The organism is Pseudonocardia acidicola (assembly GCF_012911935.1).
GTDB lineage: Bacteria > Actinomycetota > Actinomycetes > Mycobacteriales > Pseudonocardiaceae > Pseudonocardia > Pseudonocardia acidicola.
In genome coordinates this window covers 1-22,846 of the sequence record NZ_JAAXLA010000005.1, presented here as the reverse complement: position 1 = coordinate 22,846, position 22,846 = coordinate 1, and the positions used below count along the sequence as shown (strand labels likewise).

24 protein-coding genes and 5 pseudogenes are annotated in these 22,846 nt (G+C 70.6%); 18 read left to right on the top strand and 11 right to left on the bottom strand.

All coding sequences use genetic code 11. The features are described 5' to 3' along the window. Position 1: 1 nt before the first annotated feature. Genes HF526_RS04145 through HF526_RS04130 form a run of 4 tightly spaced genes read right to left on the bottom strand, consistent with a single transcriptional unit; the run spans position 2 to position 3,214 of the window. The gene (locus HF526_RS04145; protein WP_169379904.1) at positions 2 to 487 is read right to left on the bottom strand and encodes a flavin reductase family protein; all 486 of its coding nucleotides are present in this window, start codon (positions 485 to 487) and stop codon (positions 2 to 4) included. Then, on the bottom strand, positions 484 to 1,941 hold the full coding sequence (locus tag HF526_RS04140) for a cytosine permease (protein ID WP_169379903.1): 1,458 nt from the start codon (positions 1,939 to 1,941) through the stop codon (positions 484 to 486). The genes HF526_RS04145 and HF526_RS04140 overlap by 4 nt, the downstream gene beginning before the upstream one ends. Then, complete coding sequence (locus tag HF526_RS04135; RefSeq protein WP_169379902.1) at positions 1,938 to 2,141, bottom strand: hypothetical protein; 204 nt, start codon at positions 2,139 to 2,141, stop codon at positions 1,938 to 1,940. Before HF526_RS04135 ends, HF526_RS04140 begins: the two co-directional genes overlap by 4 nt. Then, positions 2,138 to 3,214, bottom strand: a complete 1,077-nt coding sequence (locus HF526_RS04130) for an LLM class flavin-dependent oxidoreductase (RefSeq protein WP_169379901.1) — start codon at positions 3,212 to 3,214, stop codon at positions 2,138 to 2,140. Before HF526_RS04130 ends, HF526_RS04135 begins: the two co-directional genes overlap by 4 nt. Positions 3,215 to 3,307: 93 nt before the next feature. Here HF526_RS04130 and HF526_RS04125 point away from each other — a divergent pair, with 93 nt between their 5' ends. After that, on the top strand, positions 3,308 to 4,369 hold the full coding sequence (locus tag HF526_RS04125; protein WP_211176758.1) for an Lrp/AsnC family transcriptional regulator: 1,062 nt from the start codon (positions 3,308 to 3,310) through the stop codon (positions 4,367 to 4,369). An 83-nt stretch (positions 4,370 to 4,452) separates the two neighbouring features. Here the strand turns inward: HF526_RS04125 and HF526_RS04120 are convergent, their stop codons facing one another. Next, the gene (locus HF526_RS04120; protein ID WP_169379900.1) at positions 4,453 to 4,731 is read right to left on the bottom strand and encodes an aldehyde dehydrogenase family protein; all 279 of its coding nucleotides are present in this window, start codon (positions 4,729 to 4,731) and stop codon (positions 4,453 to 4,455) included. Positions 4,732 to 4,797: 66 nt separating this feature from the next. Further along, positions 4,798 to 5,118, bottom strand: a complete 321-nt coding sequence (locus tag HF526_RS04115; protein ID WP_169379899.1) for a hypothetical protein — start codon at positions 5,116 to 5,118, stop codon at positions 4,798 to 4,800. Between the two features lie 165 nt (positions 5,119 to 5,283). Here HF526_RS04115 and HF526_RS04110 point away from each other — a divergent pair, with 165 nt between their 5' ends. The 3 genes and pseudogenes from HF526_RS04110 to HF526_RS04095 all read left to right on the top strand — a co-directional run. After that, a complete protein-coding gene (locus tag HF526_RS04110) occupies positions 5,284 to 5,925 on the top strand; it encodes a type IV toxin-antitoxin system AbiEi family antitoxin domain-containing protein (RefSeq protein ID WP_169379898.1) in 642 nt (213 codons plus the stop codon). Positions 5,926 to 6,032: 107 nt separating this feature from the next. Next, positions 6,033 to 6,689: pseudogene (locus HF526_RS35080) on the top strand (nucleotidyl transferase AbiEii/AbiGii toxin family protein). Then, a pseudogene (locus HF526_RS04095) lies at positions 6,629 to 7,158 on the top strand (IS5/IS1182 family transposase); the annotation flags it as partial. The pseudogenes HF526_RS35080 and HF526_RS04095, both read left to right, overlap by 61 nt. Here HF526_RS04095 and HF526_RS04090 read toward each other — a convergent pair. The 3 genes and pseudogenes from HF526_RS04090 to HF526_RS04080 all read right to left on the bottom strand — a co-directional run bounded on the left by HF526_RS04090 (position 7,126) and on the right by HF526_RS04080 (position 8,925). Beyond that, entirely contained in the window at positions 7,126 to 7,830 is a 705-nt protein-coding gene (locus HF526_RS04090; RefSeq protein WP_338051282.1) for a GntR family transcriptional regulator, read from the bottom strand. The pseudogene HF526_RS04095 and the gene HF526_RS04090 sit on opposite strands and share 33 nt — an antisense overlap. A 44-nt stretch (positions 7,831 to 7,874) precedes the next feature. Further along, positions 7,875 to 8,327 (bottom strand): annotated as a pseudogene (locus HF526_RS04085) (IS110 family transposase); the annotation flags it as partial. Positions 8,328 to 8,757: 430 nt separating this feature from the next. Continuing rightward, the gene (locus tag HF526_RS04080) at positions 8,758 to 8,925 is read right to left on the bottom strand and encodes a hypothetical protein (RefSeq protein WP_169379896.1); all 168 of its coding nucleotides are present in this window, start codon (positions 8,923 to 8,925) and stop codon (positions 8,758 to 8,760) included. 181 nt (positions 8,926 to 9,106) lie between these two features. Here HF526_RS04080 and HF526_RS04075 point away from each other — a divergent pair, with 181 nt between their 5' ends. After that, on the top strand, positions 9,107 to 9,430 hold the full coding sequence (locus HF526_RS04075) for a hypothetical protein (RefSeq protein WP_169379895.1): 324 nt from the start codon (positions 9,107 to 9,109) through the stop codon (positions 9,428 to 9,430). Here the strand turns inward: HF526_RS04075 and HF526_RS04070 are convergent. Then, positions 9,420 to 9,560 (bottom strand): annotated as a pseudogene (locus HF526_RS04070) (SUMF1/EgtB/PvdO family nonheme iron enzyme); the annotation flags it as partial. The gene HF526_RS04075 and the pseudogene HF526_RS04070 overlap by 11 nt on opposite strands. A 14-nt stretch (positions 9,561 to 9,574) precedes the next feature. Between HF526_RS04070 and HF526_RS04065 the strand changes: the two are divergent. The 11 genes and pseudogenes from HF526_RS04065 (at position 9,575) to HF526_RS04020 (ending at position 20,490) form a co-directional block, all read left to right on the top strand. Next, positions 9,575 to 9,817: an MFS transporter gene (locus HF526_RS04065; RefSeq protein WP_169379894.1), complete on the top strand. Its 243-nt coding sequence runs from the start codon at positions 9,575 to 9,577 to the stop codon at positions 9,815 to 9,817. 312 nt (positions 9,818 to 10,129) lie between these two features. After that, entirely contained in the window at positions 10,130 to 10,336 is a 207-nt protein-coding gene (locus tag HF526_RS35075; RefSeq protein WP_420821585.1) for an arabinofuranosidase catalytic domain-containing protein, read from the top strand. A 193-nt stretch (positions 10,337 to 10,529) separates the two neighbouring features. Further along, a complete protein-coding gene (locus HF526_RS04055; RefSeq protein ID WP_211176756.1) occupies positions 10,530 to 11,615 on the top strand; it encodes a hypothetical protein in 1,086 nt (361 codons plus the stop codon). Then, on the top strand, positions 11,579 to 13,642 hold the full coding sequence (locus tag HF526_RS04050; RefSeq protein WP_211176755.1) for a hypothetical protein: 2,064 nt from the start codon (positions 11,579 to 11,581) through the stop codon (positions 13,640 to 13,642). Before HF526_RS04055 ends, HF526_RS04050 begins: the two co-directional genes overlap by 37 nt. Positions 13,643 to 13,701: 59 nt before the next feature. Beyond that, positions 13,702 to 14,292, top strand: coding sequence for a DUF3558 family protein (locus HF526_RS04045; protein ID WP_169379892.1), 591 nt, complete (start codon positions 13,702 to 13,704; stop codon positions 14,290 to 14,292). A gap of 10 nt (positions 14,293 to 14,302) precedes the next feature. Beyond that, a pseudogene (locus tag HF526_RS35070) lies at positions 14,303 to 14,512 on the top strand (DDE-type integrase/transposase/recombinase); the annotation flags it as partial. Beyond that, a complete protein-coding gene (locus HF526_RS04040; protein WP_338051291.1) occupies positions 14,507 to 14,887 on the top strand; it encodes an enoyl-CoA hydratase/isomerase family protein in 381 nt (126 codons plus the stop codon). The pseudogene HF526_RS35070 and the gene HF526_RS04040, both read left to right, overlap by 6 nt. Before the next feature lie 8 nt (positions 14,888 to 14,895). Further along, positions 14,896 to 17,145, top strand: a complete 2,250-nt coding sequence (locus HF526_RS36135; RefSeq protein WP_169379890.1) for an acetate--CoA ligase family protein — start codon at positions 14,896 to 14,898, stop codon at positions 17,143 to 17,145. A 303-nt stretch (positions 17,146 to 17,448) separates the two neighbouring features. Beyond that, positions 17,449 to 17,601 (top strand): hypothetical protein, encoded by a 153-nt coding sequence (locus HF526_RS04030; protein WP_169379889.1) that lies wholly within the window; start codon positions 17,449 to 17,451, stop codon positions 17,599 to 17,601. Between the two features lie 946 nt (positions 17,602 to 18,547). Further along, a complete protein-coding gene (locus HF526_RS04025; protein WP_169379888.1) occupies positions 18,548 to 18,793 on the top strand; it encodes a hypothetical protein in 246 nt (81 codons plus the stop codon). A gap of 161 nt (positions 18,794 to 18,954) precedes the next feature. After that, complete coding sequence (locus tag HF526_RS04020) at positions 18,955 to 20,490, top strand: hypothetical protein (RefSeq protein ID WP_169379887.1); 1,536 nt, start codon at positions 18,955 to 18,957, stop codon at positions 20,488 to 20,490. 571 nt (positions 20,491 to 21,061) lie between these two features. On the opposite strand, the gene HF526_RS04015 is transcribed toward HF526_RS04020, so the two are convergent. Next, a complete protein-coding gene (locus HF526_RS04015; protein ID WP_169379886.1) occupies positions 21,062 to 21,418 on the bottom strand; it encodes a peptidoglycan-binding domain-containing protein in 357 nt (118 codons plus the stop codon). A gap of 374 nt (positions 21,419 to 21,792) precedes the next feature. Here HF526_RS04015 and HF526_RS04010 point away from each other — a divergent pair, with 374 nt between their 5' ends. Both HF526_RS04010 and HF526_RS04005 read left to right on the top strand, forming a co-directional pair. Next, entirely contained in the window at positions 21,793 to 22,530 is a 738-nt protein-coding gene (locus HF526_RS04010; RefSeq protein ID WP_169379885.1) for a peptidoglycan-binding protein, read from the top strand. Further along, the coding region (locus tag HF526_RS04005) for a helix-turn-helix domain-containing protein (protein ID WP_169379884.1) at positions 22,527 to 22,846 on the top strand (320 nt) is incomplete at its 3' end. The genes HF526_RS04010 and HF526_RS04005, both read left to right, overlap by 4 nt.

Below are 22,846 nucleotides of genomic sequence, written 5' to 3'. Positions count from 1 at the left end.
CTCAGGCTGCGGGTGCCGGCGCGAGCCGGCGCCGGTGGTAGACGACGGGGGTGTTCTCGGGTTCGTGCTGGATCGCCGTGATCTCGCCGAGGACGATGGTGTGATCACCGCCGGATACCAACTCGGCGACGACGCAGTCGAAGACGGCGGTGGCGCCGGCGAGCTGGGGCTGGCCCGACATCCCGGCATGCCACGCCGCGTCGATGAACTTGTCTGCGCCCTTTCCCGCGAAGCGCATCACGTGCTCCTGCTGGCCGTCAGCGGCGATGTGCACCAGGAAGTGCCTGCCCCGGGCGAGCGCGGCGAGAGTGTCCGATCGCTGGTCAAGGCAGACCAACAGCATCGCCGGACTCAGCGACACCGAGGCCACGGCCGAGACCGTGGCGCCTCTTGGCGAACCGCCGGCCGCGGTGGTCGTGACAATCGAGACCCCGGCCGGAAGGTCGGCCATGGCGGCGCGGAAGAGCGCCATGTCGAGGTCACTCATCGCTTCTCCTCGCGGCGGGCGTAGCCGCCCACGCCCATCGGGCGCAGGACAAACCGGGCGCCCAGCCAGTAGACGGCGCCGGCCACGACGATCGAGGGCAGCGAGGCGGTGAGGTACTGGAACGGCGCCCGCGACTGGTACGTCACCGGGTCGAGGAGAAACAGGTAGGTGGCGATACCGACGACAAAGGCGAGGATGCCGACGGGATTGACCCCGCCCCAGAAGCGGTAGACGCCCGAGCGGGTGCGGTCGTAGAGACCGGGCACGTCGAGCCGTTGGCGGCGGAGCACGAAGTAGTCGACGATCTGGATGCCGCAGATCGGCCCGAAGCACACCCCGAGGAACGACAGGAACGTGCTGAAGTGGCTGAACACGAGGTTTGGGAAGAAGCCGACCAACACGAACGCCGGCAGCGTCGCCACCAGGATGGTGGTCTGCCAAGACGAGCGGTTCAACCTGCCCGGTACCTGCCGCAACGCGATCGCTGAGGCGTAGACCCCGACCATGACCGTGCCCAGGTCAGCGATCACGATGAACAGCAACAGCAGGACGCCGATGACCGGGCCGCCGACGTTGACCAGGAACTGGGTGGGGTCACCACCGGAGTCCGGGATGACCAGGCCGGCGTAGAAACCGGCGAGTGAGCCGATCCCCACGCCAAGGCCGAGACCGACAACCACCGCCCACAGGGAAATGCGTGCCGATGGGGCGTTGCGCACGATCCCGCCGGTATAGGCCCACCAGGACAGGTTGGCTGCGATGAGTGTCTCCAGCCCGCTGGCCCAGTTCGTGTTTGCCTGCTCGGCAGGGGCAACGGCAGGGGCGTGCAGAAGGGCCTGCAGCCCGAGGCGGTGCAGCAGTAGCGCCATCACGATGGCGCCGAAGACCAGGGTGAGGATGGCGATGGGCGGGCCGAGATCACGGAGCTTGTGCGGTCCGGGCCGTAGTACGGCGAGTACGATGACGATGCCCGCGACGCCAGCCACCCCGGTCACCCATCCCGGTGCGCCGACACCCAGCCCGCGCAGGATCGAAGTGGTCGCGCGGCCGAGGAAGATGAACAGGATCAGGTTCCAGCCAAGGGTCGAGGCGTAGATCGCCACGACCGGGAGCAGCGAGCCGTTGACCCCGAACTGTGGCCGGGACGACACCGCGGAGTCGATGCCGTACTTCCCGCAGACGGGCAGCAGGGCCAGGACGATGAACAGCATCCCGATCAGCGATCCGGCGATGATCGCTAGGGTGCCGGGCACGGCGGTGAGGAAGTTGGAGACGAATCCGCCGATGATGAAGCACCAGGTGGCGACGGCGGTAGCGATCGAGGTGCTGAAGACGGTGACGGGGCCCCAGCGGCGTTCGGAGCGTAACTGCGGCCAGCCATTTTCCACCGCGAGTTCGTTTCCCACGCCGCCCCCGTGGTGCACCGGTGCGGCGGGCCGCGAGACGGCACTCACAACCAACTCCCGGCGATGATGAGGACGGTGGGGACGACGACGGTGGCGAACACCAGCAGCAGGTATTCCAGCCTGGTCAGCGGCTCGCCTTGAGCCGCCGGGTCGGCGAGTGCCGCGCACCGGCGCCCCAGCTCGTCGGTCGGTTCGAGGGCTTCGGAAGGCGTCGGCGAGAGGGGCGCGTCCAACCCCGCCTCAGTCACCGGAGCCTCTCCGCGGCTGCCGGGTCGACGACCGGGATGACCTCATGCCCGATGAGTTCCAGGGACTTCTTGATGTTCTCGTGCCCGACGCCGTCGATGCGGAGCAGCACTTCGTTCAGCCCCATCTCCTCAAGCTGCTTGATGCGGGCGACGAAGTCATCGGGATCGCCGATCATGACCGACGGGCTCCACTCGCAGAGCCAGTCGAGATCGTCGCGGTGCTCGACCAGGGCCTTGATCTCTTCGAGGTAGGTGTAGCCGGGTTGGTCGGCCAGCCGGATGTAGAGCTGGAGGATGAACTCGAAGTAGCCGAGCGCGATGTCGCGAGCCACTCGGCGGGCTTCCCCACGGTTCTCTGCGCAGTAGGCGGTCGCGACGTAGAGGCCGCGGTAGTCGTTGGGCGCGGCCGGACCGGAGTGGTCGGTGCTGTCGAAGGCTGTCCGGTAGGCCTCCAGGCACTGTTGCAGGTAGCCGAATCCGAAGTAGTTGTCGAAGCTGATGACGCCGATGCCGCGCTGCCCGGCGTTGACGTGGGACTGCTCGCTGGAGGCCGCCACGGAGATCGGCGGGTGCGGCTTGGTGACCGGGCGGGGGACGAGTTCGCGGCGCGGAATCTTCCACACCGGACCGTCATGCTCGAGGTAATCGTCGGTGAATGCTTTGACGAGGACGTCCATCGAGTCCTCCCACTGCGCCCGTGTCTCCTTCGGGTCGACACCGAAGGCTTCCATTGTATGGACGTTGTTGGACCGGGCGGTGCAGATCTCCGCGCGCCCATTCGAGACGATGTCGAGCGTGGCGAGCCGCTCAGCGATGAGAATGGGATGGTTCCAGGCCAAGAGAACCGACGCCATCGTGCGGAACTTGATGTTCTCGGTTCTCGCGGCGATGGCGGAATACAGCACCTCGGGCGCCGAGACCGAGAACGACGGCGGGCTGAAGTGCTGCTCGGAGGTTCCCCACGTCGAAAAACCGAGCTTGTCGGCGAGGACCACCTCGTCGATCAGCTGGTGGTATCGCGTGGCGACGTCCGTTCCGCTGAGGTCGCCCTCCTGAAGCAATCCGACACGCATTGTGCGACTCCTTCGAGATGTGCTGGTGTCGTTCCAGCTCGAGCCGGTTCGGGTCCGGCGATTCCTGATAGCTGAGTCCGATACGTTGTGCTGGTGCCCCGCAGTGCCCCGCCGACGCGTAGCCAGGCCGAGTCAGCTACCCCTGCCGATGGCACCGACTCGGCATCCGGCGGCGCACGGGTTCTCCGCGCGGATCTGGCGGCGCCGAACCTGAGCGAGCCGGAGATGTGGCTGGTCACCCTGTTGCAGGCCGATGGGCGCATCTCCTACGCCGACATCGCCCGGCGCACCGGTATGACCGAGAAGACCGCGCGCCGCAAGGTCAGCATGCTGCTCGACGAGAACTTCATCCAGGTCACGGCCGTGACGGACCCAGCGCTGCTGGGCTATGCAGCCATGGGCCTTGCCTGCATCACCGTCGACGGGGCGGTCAACACCAGCGAGCTGGCCGACTCCCTGAGCGCGATCTCCCAGGTCGACTACGTCACCTGCACCACCGGCCGGTTCGCGCTGCAGGCCGAGCTCATGTGCGCGGATCCCGGCGAACTGCAGCGTGTCGTCGATGAGCGGATCCGCGTGCTTCCCGGTGTCGCCCAGGTCGAGGTGCTGGCTTATCTGCGCCTGCACTACCAGCAGGCTCGCTTCGAAGGCGTGCTTCCCGGCCACGGCGCCGACCCGGAGGGCGTTCGGCCACGCGCCCTCGACGAGATCGACCGGCGCATCGTGTCCCTGCTGGCTGTGGATGGCCGCGCGCCCTTCAGCGAGCTGGCCACCGCACTCGGCGTGTCGGAGACGATGGTGCGCCAGCGTTACCAGCGGCTGGTGGCGTCGGGCGCGGTGAAAGTCATGGGCATCGCGAACCCACTGCGGCTGGGCTTCCGCTCGACAGGCTGGATCGTGGTGAAGGCCACCGCGAATGCCCGCTCGGCCGACATCGCGGAGGCCCTGACACGCCTGTCCGCGGTGACCTACGTCGCGATCACCGCCGGCCGGTACGACGTGCTGGCCGAGGTTGTCTGCGTGCACCACGAGGACCTCCTTTCACTGGTCGACGAGCATGTGCGGGCTGTGGCCGGTGTGGCCTCCATCGAGCTGTGGCTTTACCTGGACCTGCGGTACAAGCCGCTGCAACCGCATGCCGTGCAGAGCGGCTGAGCGAGTGACATCCCGACGGGTCGCGGTGCGCAGGTACTTGTCGAGCCCCTCGGGGCCGCGGTTTGGTCCGAGCCCGGAATTGGTCACCCCGCCCGTGGAGCTGCGGTACTGACGTCGCCACAGGTGTTGCCCCGGACGGTGCCGGCCGCGCGCTCTGCCCAGACGGTGTGCGCCTCGGCCAGGTCCTTCGTCCGGACGCGGACGGTCAGGCCGTGGTTGCTGCGATTCGCCCGGGTGACGACCTCGTCGACGAAATCGCGGGTCTGAACGACCACGACCGACCCGAAGATCTCCTCGGCGGCAACGGGGTCGTCGTCGCGCACCCCGAGCGCCCCGGTGAACGCCTTACCACCAGCCGACACTGAACACCTTCCCAAATCCACGCTGATTCGAGCCATGATAACCATAAGTCGCTCAAAGAAGGGTGGTCAAGACCAGAAAGCGCTCAACCTGTCGGGAGCGAAGCCGGATCGGCCGTCGTCGAACTGCTCGACGGGCGGTGCGCGACGACGCACTGCTGGAGCCCGCTGGCCTGCTCGAGCCGCGTGAGCGCCCGCGCCAATGTGCGGACAACCAGCGAGTTCGGCGCCGCTCTGGTGCACCGTGCCCGGCGGTCCACCCGGCTTGACGTGCTCGGCGTGGGCGTCAGCCTTGAGCGCGGCGCTGTTGCGACCGCTGCGGTCCACCGCGCCGGCGCCGACATTGCCGCTACCGAAGCTGCAGTCGTGGCCGAGGCGGGTGAGGCGCACGGCGTGCTCCTAGCGAGAGCGGCCAACTCTGCGGCAGTTGGTAGCCGGGTATCCAAGGCTCCGGCGGGCAGGAGCGACGTGAGTGGTGCTCTGCACGCGCCCGCTTGCGGACCTTCCCCCATCACTGTCACGAGCGTAGTGTTTTGGGCTACGGAGGTGACAGTGATGGGCGTCCATGTTGCGGCGCGGGTTCCACCGGCCTTGCTCAGCGGGGGTCGCGTGCTGCGCCCGGTCGACGCCCGGGACGTCTACAGCAATCCCCGCGCCGAGTTCGCGCGGCTCGAGCGGCGGGGGGCCTTGCACCGGCTCGCCCCGGGGCTGTTCGCGGCCGTCCCGGACGACGCGGTGGGCGGCGACTGGTTGCCGCCGCTGGAGGCCGCCGCCCTCGCGATCGCCGCCACCGGCGGACACACCGGGGAGACGGCGTTGATGGGGATCAGCGCCGCGCGCGTGCATGCGGCGATCCCGCGGGCCCTGGGCGTCGCCGTGGTGGCCGTCGAGCGCCATCGTCGCACCCTGCAGCTGACCGACCGCAACGCCGAGGTGCTGTTCGTGCGCCGCGACGTGGCCCGGCTCGACGTGCAGCGGTATCAGACCGAGCTGGGCCAGGGCTGGGTGACCACGGTCGAGCAGACCCTGCTCGATCTGATCGCCCGGCCCGATCTCGGCGGCGCCCCGGATGCGGCGCGCGAGGCGATCGCGGCGCTGCTCCCGCGGGCGGATACCGGGCTGCTGCTCGAGCTGGCCGCGGCGCAGCGCCGCCGCGGCGCCGTCGAGCAGGCCCTCGCCCACCACGGGACGGTCTAGCGTGCTCGCGCCTGCCGAGCTGCGGGCGGTGGCCGCGCGCTTCGGGGTCGATCAGGCGCAGGTCCGCCGGGATCACCTGATCGCACCTGCTCGCGGCCATCAGCGCCGTGGCCGGCGACTCGGTGATCTTCTTCGGGGGGACCGCGCTGGCGCGCAGCCTCGTGCCGGACGGGCGGCTGTCCGAGGACGTGGACCTGCTCGCAGTCGGCCCGCGGGGACAGCTGGCCGAGCAGCTGGTCACCCGGATTCCGCGAGCGCTGCGCCGGGAGTACCCCGACCTGGCCTGGACCCCGGCGCTGACCGAGGTCCGCGACACCGCCCCCGCGGTCCTGCGCTCACCGGACGGCCTGGCCGTCCGGGTCCAGCTGCTCACCGCCGTGGGGTACCCGCAGTGACCCACGCAGCGGGTCGATCTCGTGCAGCGCTACTCCGACGCGCCGGCGGCCGCGCTGAGGGTGCCGACCGCGGCCGGGTTCGTCGCCGCCAAGACCGCGGCCTGGCACGACCGGGCCGCGGCCCGCGACCTGTGGGATCTGTGGGCGCTGGCCGTGCGCGGGCACCTGACCGCGCAGGCCGCCGACCTGTACGCCCGGGTCGGGCCGACCAACCGCAGGCCCGACCCTGCGGCGTTCAGCCCGGCCCCGACCGAGGAGCGGTGGCAGCGTGACCTCGGCGGGCAGGTGCGGTTGACCGTGACCGTGACCGCGGCCGAAGCCCTGGCCGTGGTCCGGGACGGCTGGGCCCGGCTGGTCGGACCAGCCTGACCGCCCGACTCGACGCGGAGCTCGGGTGCGGGTCCGGGGTCACCTGCTGGCGGCGGCTGCGCCAGTGGCAGCGCGCCGGGTGTGGCAGGAGCTGCACCGGGTCGTGCTCGACCGGCTCGCCCACCGGGATCTGCTGGACTGGTCCCGCGCCGCGGTCGACAGCGTGAGCGTGCGCGCCAAGCGCCGCGGCAAGTACCACGTGCTGTGCGACCGCAACAGGCTGCCGCTGCACGCCCTGGTCACCGGCGCGAGCACCCACGACAGCGGCATGCTGGCGCCGCTGCTGAACACCAACCCCGGCGTGCACGGCCTGGCCCTGGGCCTCGAGCGCCCCCTTCGCGGCCACTGCGCCTTCCCTGTCACCCGCTCACCCCGGCCGCCGAGAGATAGGCCCTGCGCCCGTCCCCGCGGCGCCTTCGGGCTCATGGAGGCCCGGCTACTTCTCTCCGACAGCGCTGAGGGCGGCCAGGCCGGTGGTGGCCGCGTGCTCGAGGTGCTCGACGCATAGCCGTGAGGCGAGCTCGGCGTCCCGGGCCGTGATCGCGTCGACGAGGGCGCGCATCTCTACGGCCATCTGGGCCGCGCGACCAGGCTGGGACATCGAGGTGGCCCGCAGCAGCCGCACGCGGGCCTGGACCCCGGCGAGGATCTGCTCGATGGTCGGGCTGGCCGCGCCGGCGAGAAGCTCGGCGTAGAAGAGATCCTTGGCCCGTAGGAGGCGGTGCATACCTGCACCCTCGGCCACGTACTGCTCGAGGGTGGTGACAGTGGCACGGAGGCGATCGTGGTGTGCCGCGCTCGCCCGCTCGACGAACCGTCGCACAGTCAGCGCCTCGAGCGAGGCTCGCACGGCGTAGAGATCCCGAGCCTCGTCGGCCGACGGCTTGTACACCATCGCGCCCTTCTGCGGCACGGTAACGACGAGCCCCTCGGCGGTCAGCTCGCGCAACGCTTCACGGATGGTCGCGCGGGAGACACCAATCTGCTCGATCAGCTCGCGCTCGACCAACCGCTGCCCGGGCTGCAGCTCGAACTCGAGGATCGCGGTGCGCAGCCCGTCGATCACCTGCTCGCGCAGCGGCGCGGCGATCCGGCCGACCCGGATCCCGCGAAAGGCGCCCGTCTCCTCACCTGCTGTCACCAGCGGCACAGTAGTCGGGTCCGGCCCACGGGCGGGCCGCCGCGGCGCGTCCACACCCGTCGCGGCCGCCGGGGCCCGGGAGCCGGCGCGGAGTCCCCGGCGACCGGGCGGTGATGGGCCCGGTCCAGACGCACGATCTCGGCCAGCACATGCGCATCTCCCGGGTCGGACTTCGCCCCCGAGGTGGAGTGCCGCTCCCGGTAGCGGGCCACCGACATCGGGTTGATCGCGAACACCTGATAGCCGGCCGCGACCAGCGCGGCGACCCACGGGCCGCGGTCGGTCTCGATGCCGACCACCACCGCCCCGGCCGCGAGCATCCCGGACTCGGCGTCGACATCGGCGTCGTCGAGGTGCTCGGCGACCATCTCGTGCAGCCGGGTCATCCCGACCATGCCCTCGGGCAACCGGGCCCGACCCAGAGGCTTCCCGGCGTCATCGACGAGTTCCACGTCGTGGTGGTCCTCGGCCCAGTCATCACCCACGAACACCGTCATCCGCGGCCTCCCACGCAATCTGCCAGCAACAACGGCAGCGTGGAGGAGACCACCGCGCTCTAATGGTCAAGTGCTCACCCACCTACGCGGGGCGCAGTCGGGGGCACGTCATCCCATCAGCGGTCCCGGCCACCTCACGACCAGCGGGCGCACGGTCTGACCCTAGAGCTCACAGGCTCTGAGGATGGGAGTGCTGACCCGCCGGCCGCTACCGGAGCCGAGCCTGGCACAACCAAGCCCGACAGGACCCATTAGAGGTACTGCCCGGTCTCGCCGCCGGCCGGCGAGCTGCTCACGATCCTGGTGCGGATGTCGCGGAGAACGAGCCGGCGCGATGACCATCGGCATGTCAACGGTGCGCCAGTCTGAACCCCTCTGCGACGGGTCGATGGCGCGACGGGCGCAACGGGACGGACGCGGACCGCGTCGGTCATTCATCTTCGCCGGACGCGGAGGCCCGACATCCCACCGTCGACGGCCAGGTCGGTGCCGCGGCGATCATGGCCAGCGGCACCGGCTGGTGGCTCTGCTCGACGGCCAGGTCCGTCTGGTAGCCGACCATGCTGAGCCACTGCACGTGCACGGGGTCGAGGGTCACGGCGGGCGACGCTACCGGTCCACTGCACCGGGCCGGCCCCGATTAATCTTCCTGCCCGTGATGATCGCTGCGGACGCTCCCAACGCGGCGGACTGGATGTCGGCGTACGGCCAGGTCTTCGGCGCGGTAGGGACGGTCGCCGCGCTTGGTGTTGCTGTCTAGGTAGATCAAGGAGACGTAGATGCCTTTGTCGACGTTCTTGGCAGTGCCCGCAACGGTCGGTGGCGTGGCCGTTGCCGGCGCGGTGTTCGCGCTGATGCAGCACCGCTACGGCATCGGCAGGGCAACGCTGGCAGGCGTGGTGGCGGGCGCGCTGTTCGCGCTCGGGTGGTGCCTCACGTCGTGGATTGCGTTGGCGGGCCTGATCGTCGGCATCGTGGTGTACGCGGTGGCGCGGCTCCGGATCAACAGTGGCCGGGCGTTCCTCGCCGGCGCCTGCTCGTATGCCGTGTTCACCACCGGAGCCGGCGCGATGCTCTACGCCGCCATGGAGTCTATGGGGTGACGGCGCAGCGGAAGCCGAGGTTGCCGGTGGAGCTGTCCGCGGTGTTGCGCGTGCGGGCGGCAACCCGGCACCGGTTGCAGTAGGACTCATGGCACAGGTACGAACCACCGCGCATCGCGCGCGCGTCGTCGCCGTCGGACCACCGTGCACGGGCTCGCCGCCGGAACGCCGGCAGGCGTCTCGCTGGCGGCCAGCGCCCAGATCCTGGTCACGGTGTTCCTGACGCTGTGCTTCCCGTCGCTCATCGCGCACGGCGCCACCGGGATCTTCGTGTTCTTCGGCGTGTTCGGCCTCGCCGCCACAGTGTTCGTCGGGCGACTGCTGCCGGAGACCAGCGGCCAGAGCCTCGAATCCCTTCATCTGTCCGAGCCTGGAGGAACGCGATGATCGTCGGACCACGGAGACGTGCGTTGTGGCTGGGCCTCGCGGTCGCCGTCGGCGTCCTCGCCAGCTGCCTGACCGTGCTGACGGTCGGTTCCGCGTCTGCTGGGTCCGCACCGCAAGGGCCCTGGGACATCAACGCCGCCGCGGGCACCCGTGGGTGTCGGCCGACAGCACGGTGCGGGCGCTCTACGCCTCCTACGACGGACCGGTCCCGGCGCGATCCCGTTCGCCACGCGGTGATGCTGGCCAACAACGGGCAGGACAGGTTCGCCATCCGCTGGGGCAACTCCCGGTCGGGCGGCCTGACCACCACTTATTCCGGGCCGGAACCCGCCAATCAACGGTGGTGGTTACTCACCGATGCATCAGGAGGGTGGCATCGTGCTCGGCACCGTTGGGGACAACAGCAACAAGGGCGTCGGCAAGTTCTTCGAGGGCGTCATGACCTCGGGAGTGCCGGCCAGCGCGGCCGATAACGCCGTGCAAGCCAACATCGTCGCCGGCCACTACAGCGGCAACTGAAGTCCAATCAGGAGGATTGTTACTGATGCGGGAAGACCGCACTTCGCGGCCAGAGTTCTCACGTCGTCGACTGTTCGGCATGTCGGCGATGGCCGGTCTGGTCGCGGCGGGGATCGGGAGCTTGGCGGCATGTGACCCGTCCACGCTCACGGCACAGACGAACAACGGCACCCAGTCGCCGACCGGTCGGCGAGTGTCCGCGCCGAGTCCGAACGGGGTACTGGGGGCGAACTTCAACGGCGACCCGAACATCATGACAGGTTCCGAACTGCGGAACATCACCGCGACCTGGGTGCGCGGGTTCTTCGCGATGCCGGACGCGGACAAGGGCAACGCGGCGGACCAGCCCGCGATCAAGGCGCTGATCACCTACGCGGGCCAGGGCTACGGCACCGTGCTGTCGCTGAAGTTCCCGTACAACAAGCAGGCCATCCCCACCCCGGGCTCCCCGGCGATGGCGGCCGCGCAGCGGCAACTGGACGCGGTGCTGCCGGTCGCCATGAACAAGGTCGACATCCTGGCGATCGGCAACGAGCCGTTCATCGAATGCCAGCAATCCGAGCGCAACAGCCCGCAGCTCAACGCCTTCTACGAGGCCATGGCGCAGCGCGCGATCGACTACCGGACCCAGAAGTTCGGCTCCGGCAGCAAGACCCAGCTCTTCATGGGAGCGCTCAACCACCTGGATCTGCCGCAGTGGAAGACCGCGGCCACGGATCGGTGGATGCAGTACGTGCACGACACGCAGGCGATCGCGGGGACGGACATCCATCCGCACCTGCCGGACCCGGGTGCGGGTCACTTCTACCTCGACTACATCCTGCCGAAGCTGCGGCCGGACCAGAAGTTCCTGGCCACCGAATTCTCCCTGGTCCTCTTTTACCAGAGCCACCTGGCCGATCCGATTTCGGCCGACTTCGCCACCAAGTACCACGTGCCGAAGAAGACGCGGGTGTGGCAGGTGATCAAGGACGCACTCGGGAATCCGTTCCCGGAACAGAAGTGGACCGATTTCCTCGCCATGAGCCCGTGGTTCGCGGACAACAAGAACTTCATGACCGACCAGGTGGGTGCCTTCCGCGCCACCGGGAAACTCGCCGTGGCCACGTACGGCATCGGTCAGGACAGCGCGATGTCCTCGGACAAGTTCGACGCCAAGTCGACGCCGTGGGTGCTGAACAGCATGTTCTGCCAGCACACCGTCCAACCGGCCGGCAATGGCCTGCCCGGCCAGAACACCGTGTGGACGAACGAGTTCCGCGCTCTGCAACACGGCTGACCGGGGGTAACGCAATGCAACCATCATCGACGTTCACCCGGCGGCAGGTTCTGGCCACCGCCGCCGGGCTCGGCGCCGCGGCCTTTCTCAGTGGCTGTGGCGTGACCGCGAGGCCGGCGACCTCGTCGGAGACTCTTCAGATCGACTTCGGCAAGACCGCGTTCTTCCCGCTGCTGAAGTCGAAGATCGGCGTGGGACGAGCCCTCAACTCCACCCAGATCCTGGACAGCCTGCAATACCTGGACCAGATCCGGCCCGCGGTCTACGACGCTGAGCTTCGTTTTCCGGACATGACCTACCCCTCGTTGACGCCGTACCCGTTTACGCGGGCCGCGAACGGCTCGGTCACGGTGTCACCGACGCCGAACACCTTCCTCACCACCTTCTTCGGCGGGCTGCAACGGCGCGGTATGGAGATCATGGTCCAGTTGGAAGGCGCACCGTACCAGTTCTTCCCGCCGGCGATCTCACCGCAGCGGCCGCACCTGTTCCCGATGCCGGACAACGTGTCCGGCGCCGGGAACGTCATCGGTGAGTGGGCCAAGATTTACCGCGATTATCCGATCAGCTGGTGCATGTGGAACGAGCCGACGCACAACCTCACCGGGTCGGCCAATCCCAAGTCAATCAAACAGCTCCTCGAGATTTACGACGCCTACACGGGTGCGATCGAGCCGCAGGGTTTGTTCGGGATGGCCAGCTTCATCTCGACCAGCGAGAAGACGAGCTCGGAACTGGGCGGCAAGACCTACTTCCAGGCGGCCCTCGACGAGTTGCGCACACAGCTGAAGGCCAAGCCCGGCCTGCCGTTCGACTACCTCACCTTGAACAGTTACGGCGAGGACCTCGGCAAACTCTGGGATGGCGCGCGCAACGGGCTGAGCACCGACTTCAACACGGTGCCGCTCGTCCAGGCGCAGTCCGGGGTGTTCCTGCCTGGCACGTGGGAGAAAAGCGGTGGGACCACGCTGGAAGCGGCCAAGTCGATGACATCGCTGCAACTGGCGCTGCAAACCCCCGACCTGCAGACCTTCACCTTCAGCGGCTGGCTCCCCCACCTGATCGACTACTCGGGCAGCACCGCGCTCCAGTTGCCGTTGTTCAACGCGCTGAAGCTCTACGCACAGATGCCGGACCGCCGGTCGCCGGTGCGGGGCTCGCTGCCGACCGGCATCGGTGCGATGGCCTCCGGCGATCAGTACCGCAGCACGGTCATGGTGTGGAACGAAACCACTCAGCCGTACAGCATCGACCTGCAACTGTCCGATCTCGCCACCGGCCAGAACGGCACGAAGGTCGCCGTGTACCACATCGACAGTCAGCACGGCAGCCCGAAGGAGCACAACGGCAACGACTTCACCCCCACCGAGGTCGTCCCGCTCGGCGGGAAGACGAAGACGCTGACCAAGAGCGTGACGGTCGCCGGACCCGGCATCGTTTATGTGGAGGTCGGCACCGCGTCGGACCCGGACCTGGATCGCGGCGGTCTGTCCGCCACGCTGGTCCGCAAGCACACCTACGCCGACCGGATCGCGGGTGCGAACGGCACGACCTCGGTGCGCGGCAACGCCTACGGTTCCTATGACGCTGTACGCGCCATCGCCTACGTTGGTGTCCAAGGGAACGCGGGCACCGGACTCGTCGGCGCGGAGTACCGCGACCTGCCGGACACCCTGCCGACCGCGATCTGGACCGACCAGTTGGCTCGGCAGGCATCGCCGGAGGCGTTGTTCGGCATCCGGGTCGACTACATGGCCGGGAACGGTGCGACGAAGAGCGTGCTGTGGCACGGCGACATCTTTACCGACAACCGCACCACTCCGCTGCCCTGGGGACGCGGCGGCCCGACCGCGGACGTCCTGGTCCAGGCCCCCGAACTGAATGCGCGAGCCGGTCAAGGAAAGCTCGCTCTCCCGCTGGCGAACCACGCGCCGTCGGGCTGGGCGGCCGCCGGTCGGCAGGCGATCATCTCGTTCTGGCTGGACTCCACCGGCCCAGGCTCGCAGGCAAAGTTTCTGCTCGGCTGATTTCCCGTTTCACCCAGGAACGGAATTGTTGATGGAACTGAAGAAAGGCCGAGGTAACCGTGCGGAACACTCCTCATCTCCTGGTCGGCGCGCTCGCCGTGGTGGCGGCGACGCTGAGCCTGTCCGCTTGTGGACCCGACGCGTCGGGTCCACCCAAGCCCGCTCCCAGCGGCTCGGGCAGCGCGTCGGCGAGTGCCCCAGCGAACGAGACAGGCGGGGCGAACGGTGGTAAAGCGGGCAAGGCCAGCACCAAAGGCCTCGACCCGTGCAAGGCGTTGAGTGGCAACCTGGACCAGTTCAAGCTGGACTCGCCGATTCCCACGATTCCGAACACCGGTGAGCGCGGATGCAACTTCATGTTCCAGGGTGCCGCCGGTTCCGCGGTGACCATCAATTACTGGGACACCAAGGCATGGAAAGACATCATCGTCGGCGGCAGCAGCGCCCAGACGACCAGTGTCACCGTTGACGGCCACCCGGCCAAGGAAACCCGATCCACCGGCCCGGGCCTGTGCGACGTGATCGTGCCCATCGGACGGCACTCCACGGCCGAAGCCGAGGCGCGTGGGCACGGACCAACGTCCAACGACCCCGTGTGCCAGTGGGCCGAGGACGCGGCCAAAGAAATGGCCACCAAACTGCCCAAATAGGACCGACCAGGCGGTCTGGATGGCCGTGGCGGCCCGCGGCGGCGCCGACCAGGTGGAGGGGGTGATCTTCCACACTGACCGCGGGTCGACCTGCACCGCGGAACGGTTCACCGCCCTGTGTCGGCGGGTGGGGATCCGCCAGTCCATGGGCCGGGTCGGGTCGTGTTTCGACAACGCCGCGGCCGAGGCGTTCTTCTCCAGCCTGGAGTGGGAAGTGCTGTCCCGCAACGACTTCTTCGTCGGCGGCGGCGTGACCCACCGGCTGCCCCGGCGGGTCGGGCTGCGCCGCGCCACCGAACTGCTGATCCTCGGCGAGCGGTTCACCGGGGCCCAGGCGCTGGAATGGGACCTGGCCAACGCCGCCCCCGCCGCCGCCGATCTCGACGACGCCGCCGGCGCGCTCGCCGCCCGGCTCGCCGCCAAGGCTCCGCTGTCGCTGGCCCGGATGAAAACCACCCTCAACCGCGCCGACGGCCTGGACGAGGCGCTGCGCACCGAGGCCGCCGACCTGCTCGCACTCATGACCACACAGGACTGGGCCGAGGGCGTGGCCGCCTTCGCCGAGCGCCGTGCTCCCGTCTCCGGTGGGAAGTGAGGACGACGATGCCGCCCCGCACCGTCCACATCGCCCGGCCCGCCACCACCACCCCGGCCGCCAGCTCCGACGTCGTGCAGACCCCGGCCCGCGCCGCGCCCTCGCGCTCCGCGCTGGACCGGTTGCTCGATCCGCGGTCGATCGCCGTGATCGGCGCCTCCACCGACCCCGGCAAGCGCGGCTACCAGGCCATTCGGGCGCTGCAGGATTCCGGCTACCGCAACCCGGTGTACGCGGTGAACCCACGCGGCGGGACCATCCTCGGCCTGCGGGTGCTGACCGGGATCGGCGAGCTGCCCGCAGGCGTGGACGTGGCGCTGATCGCCCTGCCCGGCCGTGCGGTCCCGGCCGCGCTGCGCGAGCTCGCCGCCGTAGGCGTGGCCGGGGCGGTGGTGCTGGCCAACGGCTTCCGCGAGGCCGGCCCCGAGGGCACCAGGCTGCAGGCCGAGCTGACCGCCGCGATCACCGAGACCGGGATCCGGGTCATCGGCCCGAACACCTCCGGGATGCTCAACGCCGCGAGCGGCGCGAACCTCGTCGGCGTCCCCGACGTCCCGGCCGGCCCGATCAGCGCCATCACCCAGAGCGGGAACATGCTGATCTCGCTGCTGGCCGACAATCGGGCCCTGCGCGGACCCGGCTTCCACACCTACATCGGGCTGGGCAACCAGGCCGATGTCCGCTACGACGAGTGCATCACCCACCTCGCAGGCCTACCGGGCACCGGCGCCATCGCGCTGCACTGCGAGGGCCTGCAGGACGGGCGCGCGTTCCTCGCCGCCGCCGCCGAAGCCACCCGACACCGCCCCGTGGTGCTGCTGCGCGGCGGGCGCTCCGAAGCCGGGCAACGGACCGCGCTGTCACACACCGGCTCGATCGCCGGCTCCGACGCGGTCGCCACCGCGGTGCTCACCCAGGCCGGCGTCGAGCTGGTCACCCGCTCCGACGAGCTCGCCCTGCTCGCCGGGGTGCTGGCCACCACCGCCCCGATCCCCGCGGGCCGCGGCGTGGCCGTGCTCTCCGACGGCGGCGGGCACGCCACCCTGGCCGCCGACGCCCTCAGCGCCGCCGGTGTCGAGCTCGCCACCCTCAGCGCAGCGACCCGATCGAACCTGCGCGCGCTGCTCGGCCCACCCGCCGCCATCGACAACCCGGTCGACGTCGCCGGCGCCACCGACACCGACCCCACGGTCTTCGCCACCGCCGTCGAGCTGCTCATGACCGACCCGGCCGTCGGGCTCGTGCTGCTGGTCGGCATCTACGGCGGCTACCACCTGCGCTTCGACACCCAGCTGCGCGACGCCGAGGACGCCACCGCCCACCGACTGCTCGCCCTGACACGCCAGCACGCAATCCCGCTGCTCGTCCAGAGCTGCTACGCCGTCGACCAGCCGACCAACCACCAGATCCTGCGCCACGGCGGCGTGCAGGTGCTCTCCTCGATCGACCACGCCGTCCGCGCGGTTGCCGCGCTGCACCACCGCGGGACCTGGCTCGCCACCGCCGACCAGCGCTCCACGCTTCGACCGCCGGCACCGCCCACCGGCGCCGGGACCGGGCACCGCGGCGGGCTCCTCGACGAACCCACCGCCCGCCGGCTCGTCGAGGCCGCCGGGCTGCACACCGGGCCATGGACGCTGGCCGCCACCCTCGACGAGGCCGCCGCGGCCGTCGCGGACTACGGGCGGGCGTGCGCGCTGAAGGTCGTCTCCCCGCAGGTGGTGCACAAGTCCGACGTCGGCGGCGTGCAACTGCACGTCACCCCCGACACCGTCGCAGCAGCATGGACCGCGATCGCCGACTGTGTCACCGACAACGTCGCGGATGCGCAGATCACCGGCGTCGTCGTCGCCCCGATGGCCCGCCCCGGCGTCGAACTGCTCGTCGGCGCCACAGTGGACCCGATCTTCGGGCCCGTCGTCGCCTTCGGCAGCGGCGGAGTCATGGTCGAGGCGCTGCGCGACGTCGCGTTCCGCGCCGCGCCGTTCACCCACCTCGAAGCGCTGGAGATGATCGAGGAGACCATCGCCGCCCGGATGTTCGACGGCTACCGCCACCTGCCCCGCGTCGACCGCGACACCCTCGCCGCCTTCCTCGTCCGCGTCGGCCACCTCGCCGCCCACACCCCCGGGCTCGCCGAACTCGACCTCAACCCCGTGATCGCCGACGACACCGGCGTGCTGCCCGTCGATGTCCGCATCGTCCTCACCGACCACAGCGGACCGAGCACCAACCAACCCCCGCACAGCGACCGATGACCACGAAGCCGCAGCGATGAAGCCCGCACCGGCTCCCGGCCAGCCGGCCCCGAGCCCGCGGCCGCAAGACCGGCAAGCCTCGTGATCGACGTCGCGAGCACGCGGGCGTCCCACGGCGGCCGACGGTCCCGGCGCCACGATGGTGCGAGTTCGGCAGTTGGGCCCATTCGTCTCGGCGCGTCGCCACCGCTGTAACAGTTATTGATGCCAAGATCCTCGGCCATGGAGCCACGACGGGCCCGACGGGCGCACAAGGGTGCCGGGCGTCCGTCGAAGGGCGCACGGGAACTGTTCGCCACGCGTATGCCCGCCGACGAAGCGGACCGCTTCCGCGAACTGGCCGACACCCTCGGGGTCTCCTACAGCGACCTGCTCCTCGAGCTTCAGCGGATCGGCATGGCCCACCGCGACGAGCTGCCGTTCACCGTGCAGGAGGAACTCGACCAGACCGCCTGACCAGCCACCACTCACAGCCAACTTCACATGGGTTGAGTGCAGTCGGCCCCAAAAAGTTAGGGCCCGTCCCTCCGGCAAGAGGAACGGGCCCACGTAACGGGGTCCGCGGAGTAGCCAGCTCCGGCACCCAGCCCCTCCCCGAAGGGAGGCGCACACGCATGCCTGCGCGCTTCGATAATAGCGCGCGCCCTGACAAGTCCACGCCTGCGCAGCCCGGTGCGTCGTCACGCATCCAGCTGGGCGCATCCGTTCTCCCCGCGTGCGGGCTGGCTCCCCTGCCGCTGGTGCGGCCCACCATGGCCGTCGGCGGTCTCGTCGCCCTGCGCGTCGTGGCGAGCCCACGGATCCATCTCGGCTGCGGGCGATGGTCAGGGACCGCGCTCAACGCCCACCGGTGTCCGATCGGCCGCGGCCTGTGCCGCGTCGAGGTCGGCGGGGTGGCCGCCCCGCGCGAGCTCGGTAGCCCGGCGGGCGCGTGGACGTGGGTGCGCGCGCAGACCGCGTGGCCCCGGGTCCGGGCGCGATTGCCAGGGGGCCGGCGTGCCGGCCGGTGCAGCGACAGCGCGCGCCGCGCCTGGGATGTTGCGGCGACCCTGGCGCGGCGCGCGGTCCGGGCGAGGCAGACCCGGCGGCCCGCGCGCGAGCGGGCCGACGTCAGTGGGCGGAGCCGCGGCGCAAGCCCTTTCGTCGGCCGAGTTGCAGTGGCGGGCCTGGCCGCTAGGGCGTTGCTGGGCCCGCCGATGGCCGTGCGGCACAACGCGAGCCGCCACGCGGCAGCGGGCCGGCCTCCCGTCCGGGCCCGGCGCGCGCCTGCGCGGCTGGGCGGGGGCGCCGTCGACGCACGACCCGAGATCCGCGGGCTCCGACACCGCCAGCCGGAATCGGATTCAACTTCCTCGGCGCGTCCCGCGCCGCCGCGGGGTGATCACCGGTATAACTCCTGCCCATGGAGAGCCTTCCGCAGCGGCGTAAGCCCGGTCGCAAGTCGAAGGGCGCCCGCGTCCAGGTGCCGGTCCGCATGCCCGCGGAGTTTCATGCCGAGGTGGAGCGGATCTCCAAGCGTGACGGGATCCCGATCACCGACGTGGTCACCCGGATGATCGCCGAATGCCTCGGGCGCCCGGCCCCGGACTACTGCCAGCCCAAGACCCCCAGCAAGCAGGAGGAACTGCCGCTGACCAAGGCCTCGTAAACAAAGAACGAGGCGGCCCTCTGCCAAAGGGCCGCCTCGTCTAGTCGTCACGTCGACTCGGGCGGCCACCCGATCGACGCAGTAACCCGGCAACCGCCGGGGCGATCCCCTCCCAGAAGGGGCCGTTTCGCGTGCCCACGATAACCCCTGGGCCGGGTCGGGTGCCATCCCGACACGGCCCGACCCTGCTCGAATCCGCTCTCGGCTGGTGCGCCGAGTGCTACCGCGACGGCGCGTTCGTGCTCGCCACCACACCCGACGGCCGGGAGTGCCTGTTCCACGGCGCCCAGAGCAGCGGCGCCGTCAGCCCCGACTCGTTCGGGGTGAACCCACCCCCTGCACTGCGCCGGGCGGCGCAGCGGCGCCCGCGGACCCCGCGTGGCCGGGCAGCACGAGTCGAGCCGCCCACACGGCCGCCGGGCCACCCAACCGGGCGGCCGCTGCCCCGCGCCGTCCGCCGTGACCTCACCCGGTCCGCCGCCCGCGCGCTGGCCTACGGCCGCCGGCGGGCCTGCGCCCGCGTCGACGCCGGCCGGTGGGCCCCGCACCCCGGCTGGCGGCACTTCATCGAGACCGGCTGGCGCGTCATGGCCGACCAGGCCGAGGCCTGGCGCCGGGTCGTGCAGCTCGTCGACGCCGAGGACTGGCGTACCGACAAGCGCCGCAGCTGGCTGCAGATCCTGCGCCGGCTGGTCAACTCGATGGACTGGACCACCGGTCTGGTCACCGGGGTCACCGCGCAGCGGCTCGGCGCCGCCGGCGACCGTGCCACCCGCACCGTCTCCCGGGTGCTGGCGTGGGCCCGCGACGCCGGGCTGGTCGTGGTCGTCGAGTGCGGCGCGTCCGCGGCGTTCCTCGGTTCCCGCACCAACCGCACCCCCACCTACGCCCTGGTCACCGACACCCCCCTACCCACGCAGGCCCTCCCGGAACCCGAGGTCATCCTGCCTGTGGAGCAAAGTGGCGACCTCCCCCAATCTTGCGTGAGTACTAAGCCCTTGCAGGGCGGCCGACGGCCACCCTCGGCAAGTCAATGTGTCGTTGACTGGCCGGTCTTCCAGGTCCCCGACTCCCCCCCTGAACGGACCAGCGCCGCACTGTGCCTGTTCAACCGAATGGGCCTAGACCGCCGGGGGGTATCCGGGGTGCCGCTGTGGCGTGCCCGGGCCCTGCTGCGGCCGTGGTGGGAGGCCGGCGCCTGCGTGGCCGGGATCCTCTACGCCCTGGACCACCACCCCGACCGGCCCGACCAGCACCGCGGCGACGCCCTGCGCGGCGCCACCGACCCGCTCCGCGTGCTCGGCTACCGCCTCAAACCGTGGCGAGGCCGCCTGCACGAGCTACCGCCCGGCGTCGTCGGCATCCGTGGTGACCACCTCAGGCTCAAGGCCGAAGCGATCGCCCGCCGCGCCGCGCGGCGCTCGGCAGCTGAGCCCCAGCCGCGAAGCGCCTCGACCCTGCCGGAGCCGGGCAGTGGCCGCGAGACCGCCCGCAAGCTCTGGGAGGAGGCGCGCCGCTCGGCCGTCGCTGCGCGCTCTGGCCCCCGCCCGTCGGGGCAGCCCGTCACCGACGACCAGGCCTGCCGCATCTCTGCGGCCACCTCGTCGGCGGAGATCTACCAGCGGGCCCTCGACGCCGCCCGCACCGAGGGGCGCGTCGCCCGGCCCCGCCGCGCCCGCAGGAAGAACCGCTGGTGAGCAGCGAACCGGCCAGCGTCGAGCGGGTCCTTGCATCCGCTGGGCCGGCCGGGAGGGACGTGAGCCCTCGGCGGCGAGCAGGATCCGGATGCGGTAGTTGGTCTGACACCGGGTTTCGTCATTGCAGGGCGCGTAGCGTCGCCACGGCCTCCGCGATGCAGGTCACGAAACCGGGCGGCTCTGCGCCGAGACCCAGCGCGAACGCGACATGCAAGACCGTCACCGCGCTGTGGCCGGCAAGGCTAGCGGCGGGCTCAGTCACGCCGCGCCTGCGGAGCGCTGGAGAAGGCCCCGGCGGGTTCGCGGATGCACGCGGTGGCCGGGGGCGGTCTCCCCCTCCCGCGACACCGCCGCCGCCATCGGCAACTACCTGGGCCTGCCGACGGTGGCGGTCGCGCCGCAGGACACCGAGACCCACTCGGCCGGATTGGACGCGTCTTCGGCATGCACGACACCGGATCAAGCGCCCGCACCCAGGAGTTGCGCGGCCGAACGCCGGCCGCGCAGGGCCGGCCGCGGTGGCCGGCCCTGCGCGTATCGAGGTTCGTGCCGAGCTGATCAGAATTGTCGTTCAGCTACTGGTCGGGACATAGCCGTGGCAGTAGCTCGAGCTGCCGTCGAAGATCCAGATGTCGTCGCCGGTCTTCGGGCCGACGACGCCGTCCTGCGCCAACCCGTAGCCGGCTTGGAACTTCTTCACCCACTCCCGGGTCTGCGGTCCGAACTCACCATCCTGGGACAGCACCGTCCGACCCGCCCACTGGTTGATCGCGGCTTGTACGCACCAGACACCGTGATGGTTGGGAGAGCCCTCGCTGATCGGGGCCACCCCCGGTGCGGCGAACGCCTGGCTTGCCAGGCCCACCGCCGACAGCGCGACGACCGCGGTCAGCGTACCGACGCGCGCGATCACCTTCTTACCGATCATCATTCCCCTCCGGGTCGGTTGAGGTCGTGGACGGATGACGTGCAGGCCGCCACGATTTGGGCCGCCGTGCGGTGCACGGCCCCGTGCTGCCCTGCCGGTACGACGCCGGCCTGCCCGCCGCGGCGAACCCGGCCGCCCGGCGGGCAATCCGATCGTGCGGGGCCGGATGCGGGCGGCGACAGACCCGTCGGACAGGTCGGATCAGCGTGGGACGTCCCACGCCATGACCTGCAGGGACGCCCGCCGGGCTGACGCATCGCCGGGACGGCGGGACCGATCGGCCACGCCATGGTGATCGGTGTCATCGTTGATCGAGTAGGTTCGCGGCAGCGGAGACCGGGAATCGGCGGAGTCGGACTGGCTGGTGAGCTCACATGGCTCAGTGGAAGGCACTGCCTGAGGGCCTCAAGCCACAGGTGCGGGAGCTGACCATCCGACTACGGCAACTGAAGGACCAGGTCGGGATCGGCACCGCGGCGCTCGCGCGGAAAACCGCGTACAGCAGGTCGTCGTGGGAGCGATACCTCCATGCCAGGACAGTGCCCCCGTGGCCGGCCGTCGAGGCGCTGGGCCGGCTGGCCGGGGCCGACTTAACGCGGCTGCAGGTGGTGTGGGAGCTGGCCGAACGCGCCCACGCACCCACCGGGCCGCGGGCCCCCGGCCCCGAGACCCCGGTCGATGCGGTCACCGCGGCGGAGCCGATCAACGCGTCGGCGCGGTCGCAGCGGCGCGGCATCGTCTGGGTGGCCGCGAGCGTTGCGGTGCTGGCCGCCCTCGGCGCAACGGTATGGCTGGTCAGCGCCGGGCAGCCGCGGTCCTCGGCCAGGGCCCCGGTGCAGCCAGCGGGCTATGCCTGCGACTTCAGCACCCGCGACGGCCGGCTGTATGCGGGGCACAGCAGCACCGCCGACCGCCTGGCCGTGCTCAATTCCGCAGGCGAGGACGTGGTCGAGGTGCAGTGCCTGCTCGCCCACCACGGCTTCGATCCCGGGCGGATCGACGGCCTGTTCGGGGAGCACACCGAGCAGGCCGTGATGGCGCTGCAGCGCGCGGGCGGCGCCGTGGTCGATGGCAAGGTCGGGCCCCACACCTGGGCCCTGCTGCGCACATGACCGGCCGGTGGCGGCCGCTGCCCGCCGCGCTGGACCCCGACGTCGCCTATCTGGTGGGCCTGCTGCGGGAGTTGAAGGATCGTTCCGGCCTGAGCCTGGCCGCGTTGGCGGCCCAGACCCCGTACAGCAAATCGTCCTGGGAGCGCTACCTCAACGGGGCGACGCTGCCGCCCCGGCATGCGGTCGAGGCGCTCGGACGCCTGGCCGGAGAGCCGGCCGACCGGCTGCTGGCGCTGTGGGAGCAGGCCGAGACCCGGTGGAGCGGGCGCGCTGCAACAGCGCAGCCATCCACCGTCCAGCCCCCCGCCGCCGAACC

What these genes read in the sequence shown, in the direction of transcription:
- HF526_RS04145 (WP_169379904.1), bottom strand. Translation starts at nt 487, where the DNA reads ATGAGTGACCTCGACATGGCGCTCTTCCGCGCCGCCATGGCCGACCTT.
- HF526_RS04130 (WP_169379901.1), bottom strand. Translation starts at nt 3,214, where the DNA reads ATGCGTGTCGGATTGCTTCAGGAGGGCGACCTCAGCGGAACGGACGTC.
- HF526_RS04110 (WP_169379898.1), top strand. Translation starts at nt 5,284, where the DNA reads ATGGGCGTCCATGTTGCGGCGCGGGTTCCACCGGCCTTGCTCAGCGGG.
- HF526_RS04075 (WP_169379895.1), top strand. Translation starts at nt 9,107, where the DNA reads ATGCCTTTGTCGACGTTCTTGGCAGTGCCCGCAACGGTCGGTGGCGTG.
- HF526_RS36135 (WP_169379890.1), top strand. Translation starts at nt 14,896, where the DNA reads ATGCCGCCCCGCACCGTCCACATCGCCCGGCCCGCCACCACCACCCCG.
- HF526_RS04030 (WP_169379889.1), top strand. Translation starts at nt 17,449, where the DNA reads ATGCCCGCCGACGAAGCGGACCGCTTCCGCGAACTGGCCGACACCCTC.
- HF526_RS04025 (WP_169379888.1), top strand. Translation starts at nt 18,548, where the DNA reads ATGGAGAGCCTTCCGCAGCGGCGTAAGCCCGGTCGCAAGTCGAAGGGC.
- HF526_RS04015 (WP_169379886.1), bottom strand. Translation starts at nt 21,418, where the DNA reads ATGATCGGTAAGAAGGTGATCGCGCGCGTCGGTACGCTGACCGCGGTC.
- HF526_RS04010 (WP_169379885.1), top strand. Translation starts at nt 21,793, where the DNA reads ATGGCTCAGTGGAAGGCACTGCCTGAGGGCCTCAAGCCACAGGTGCGG.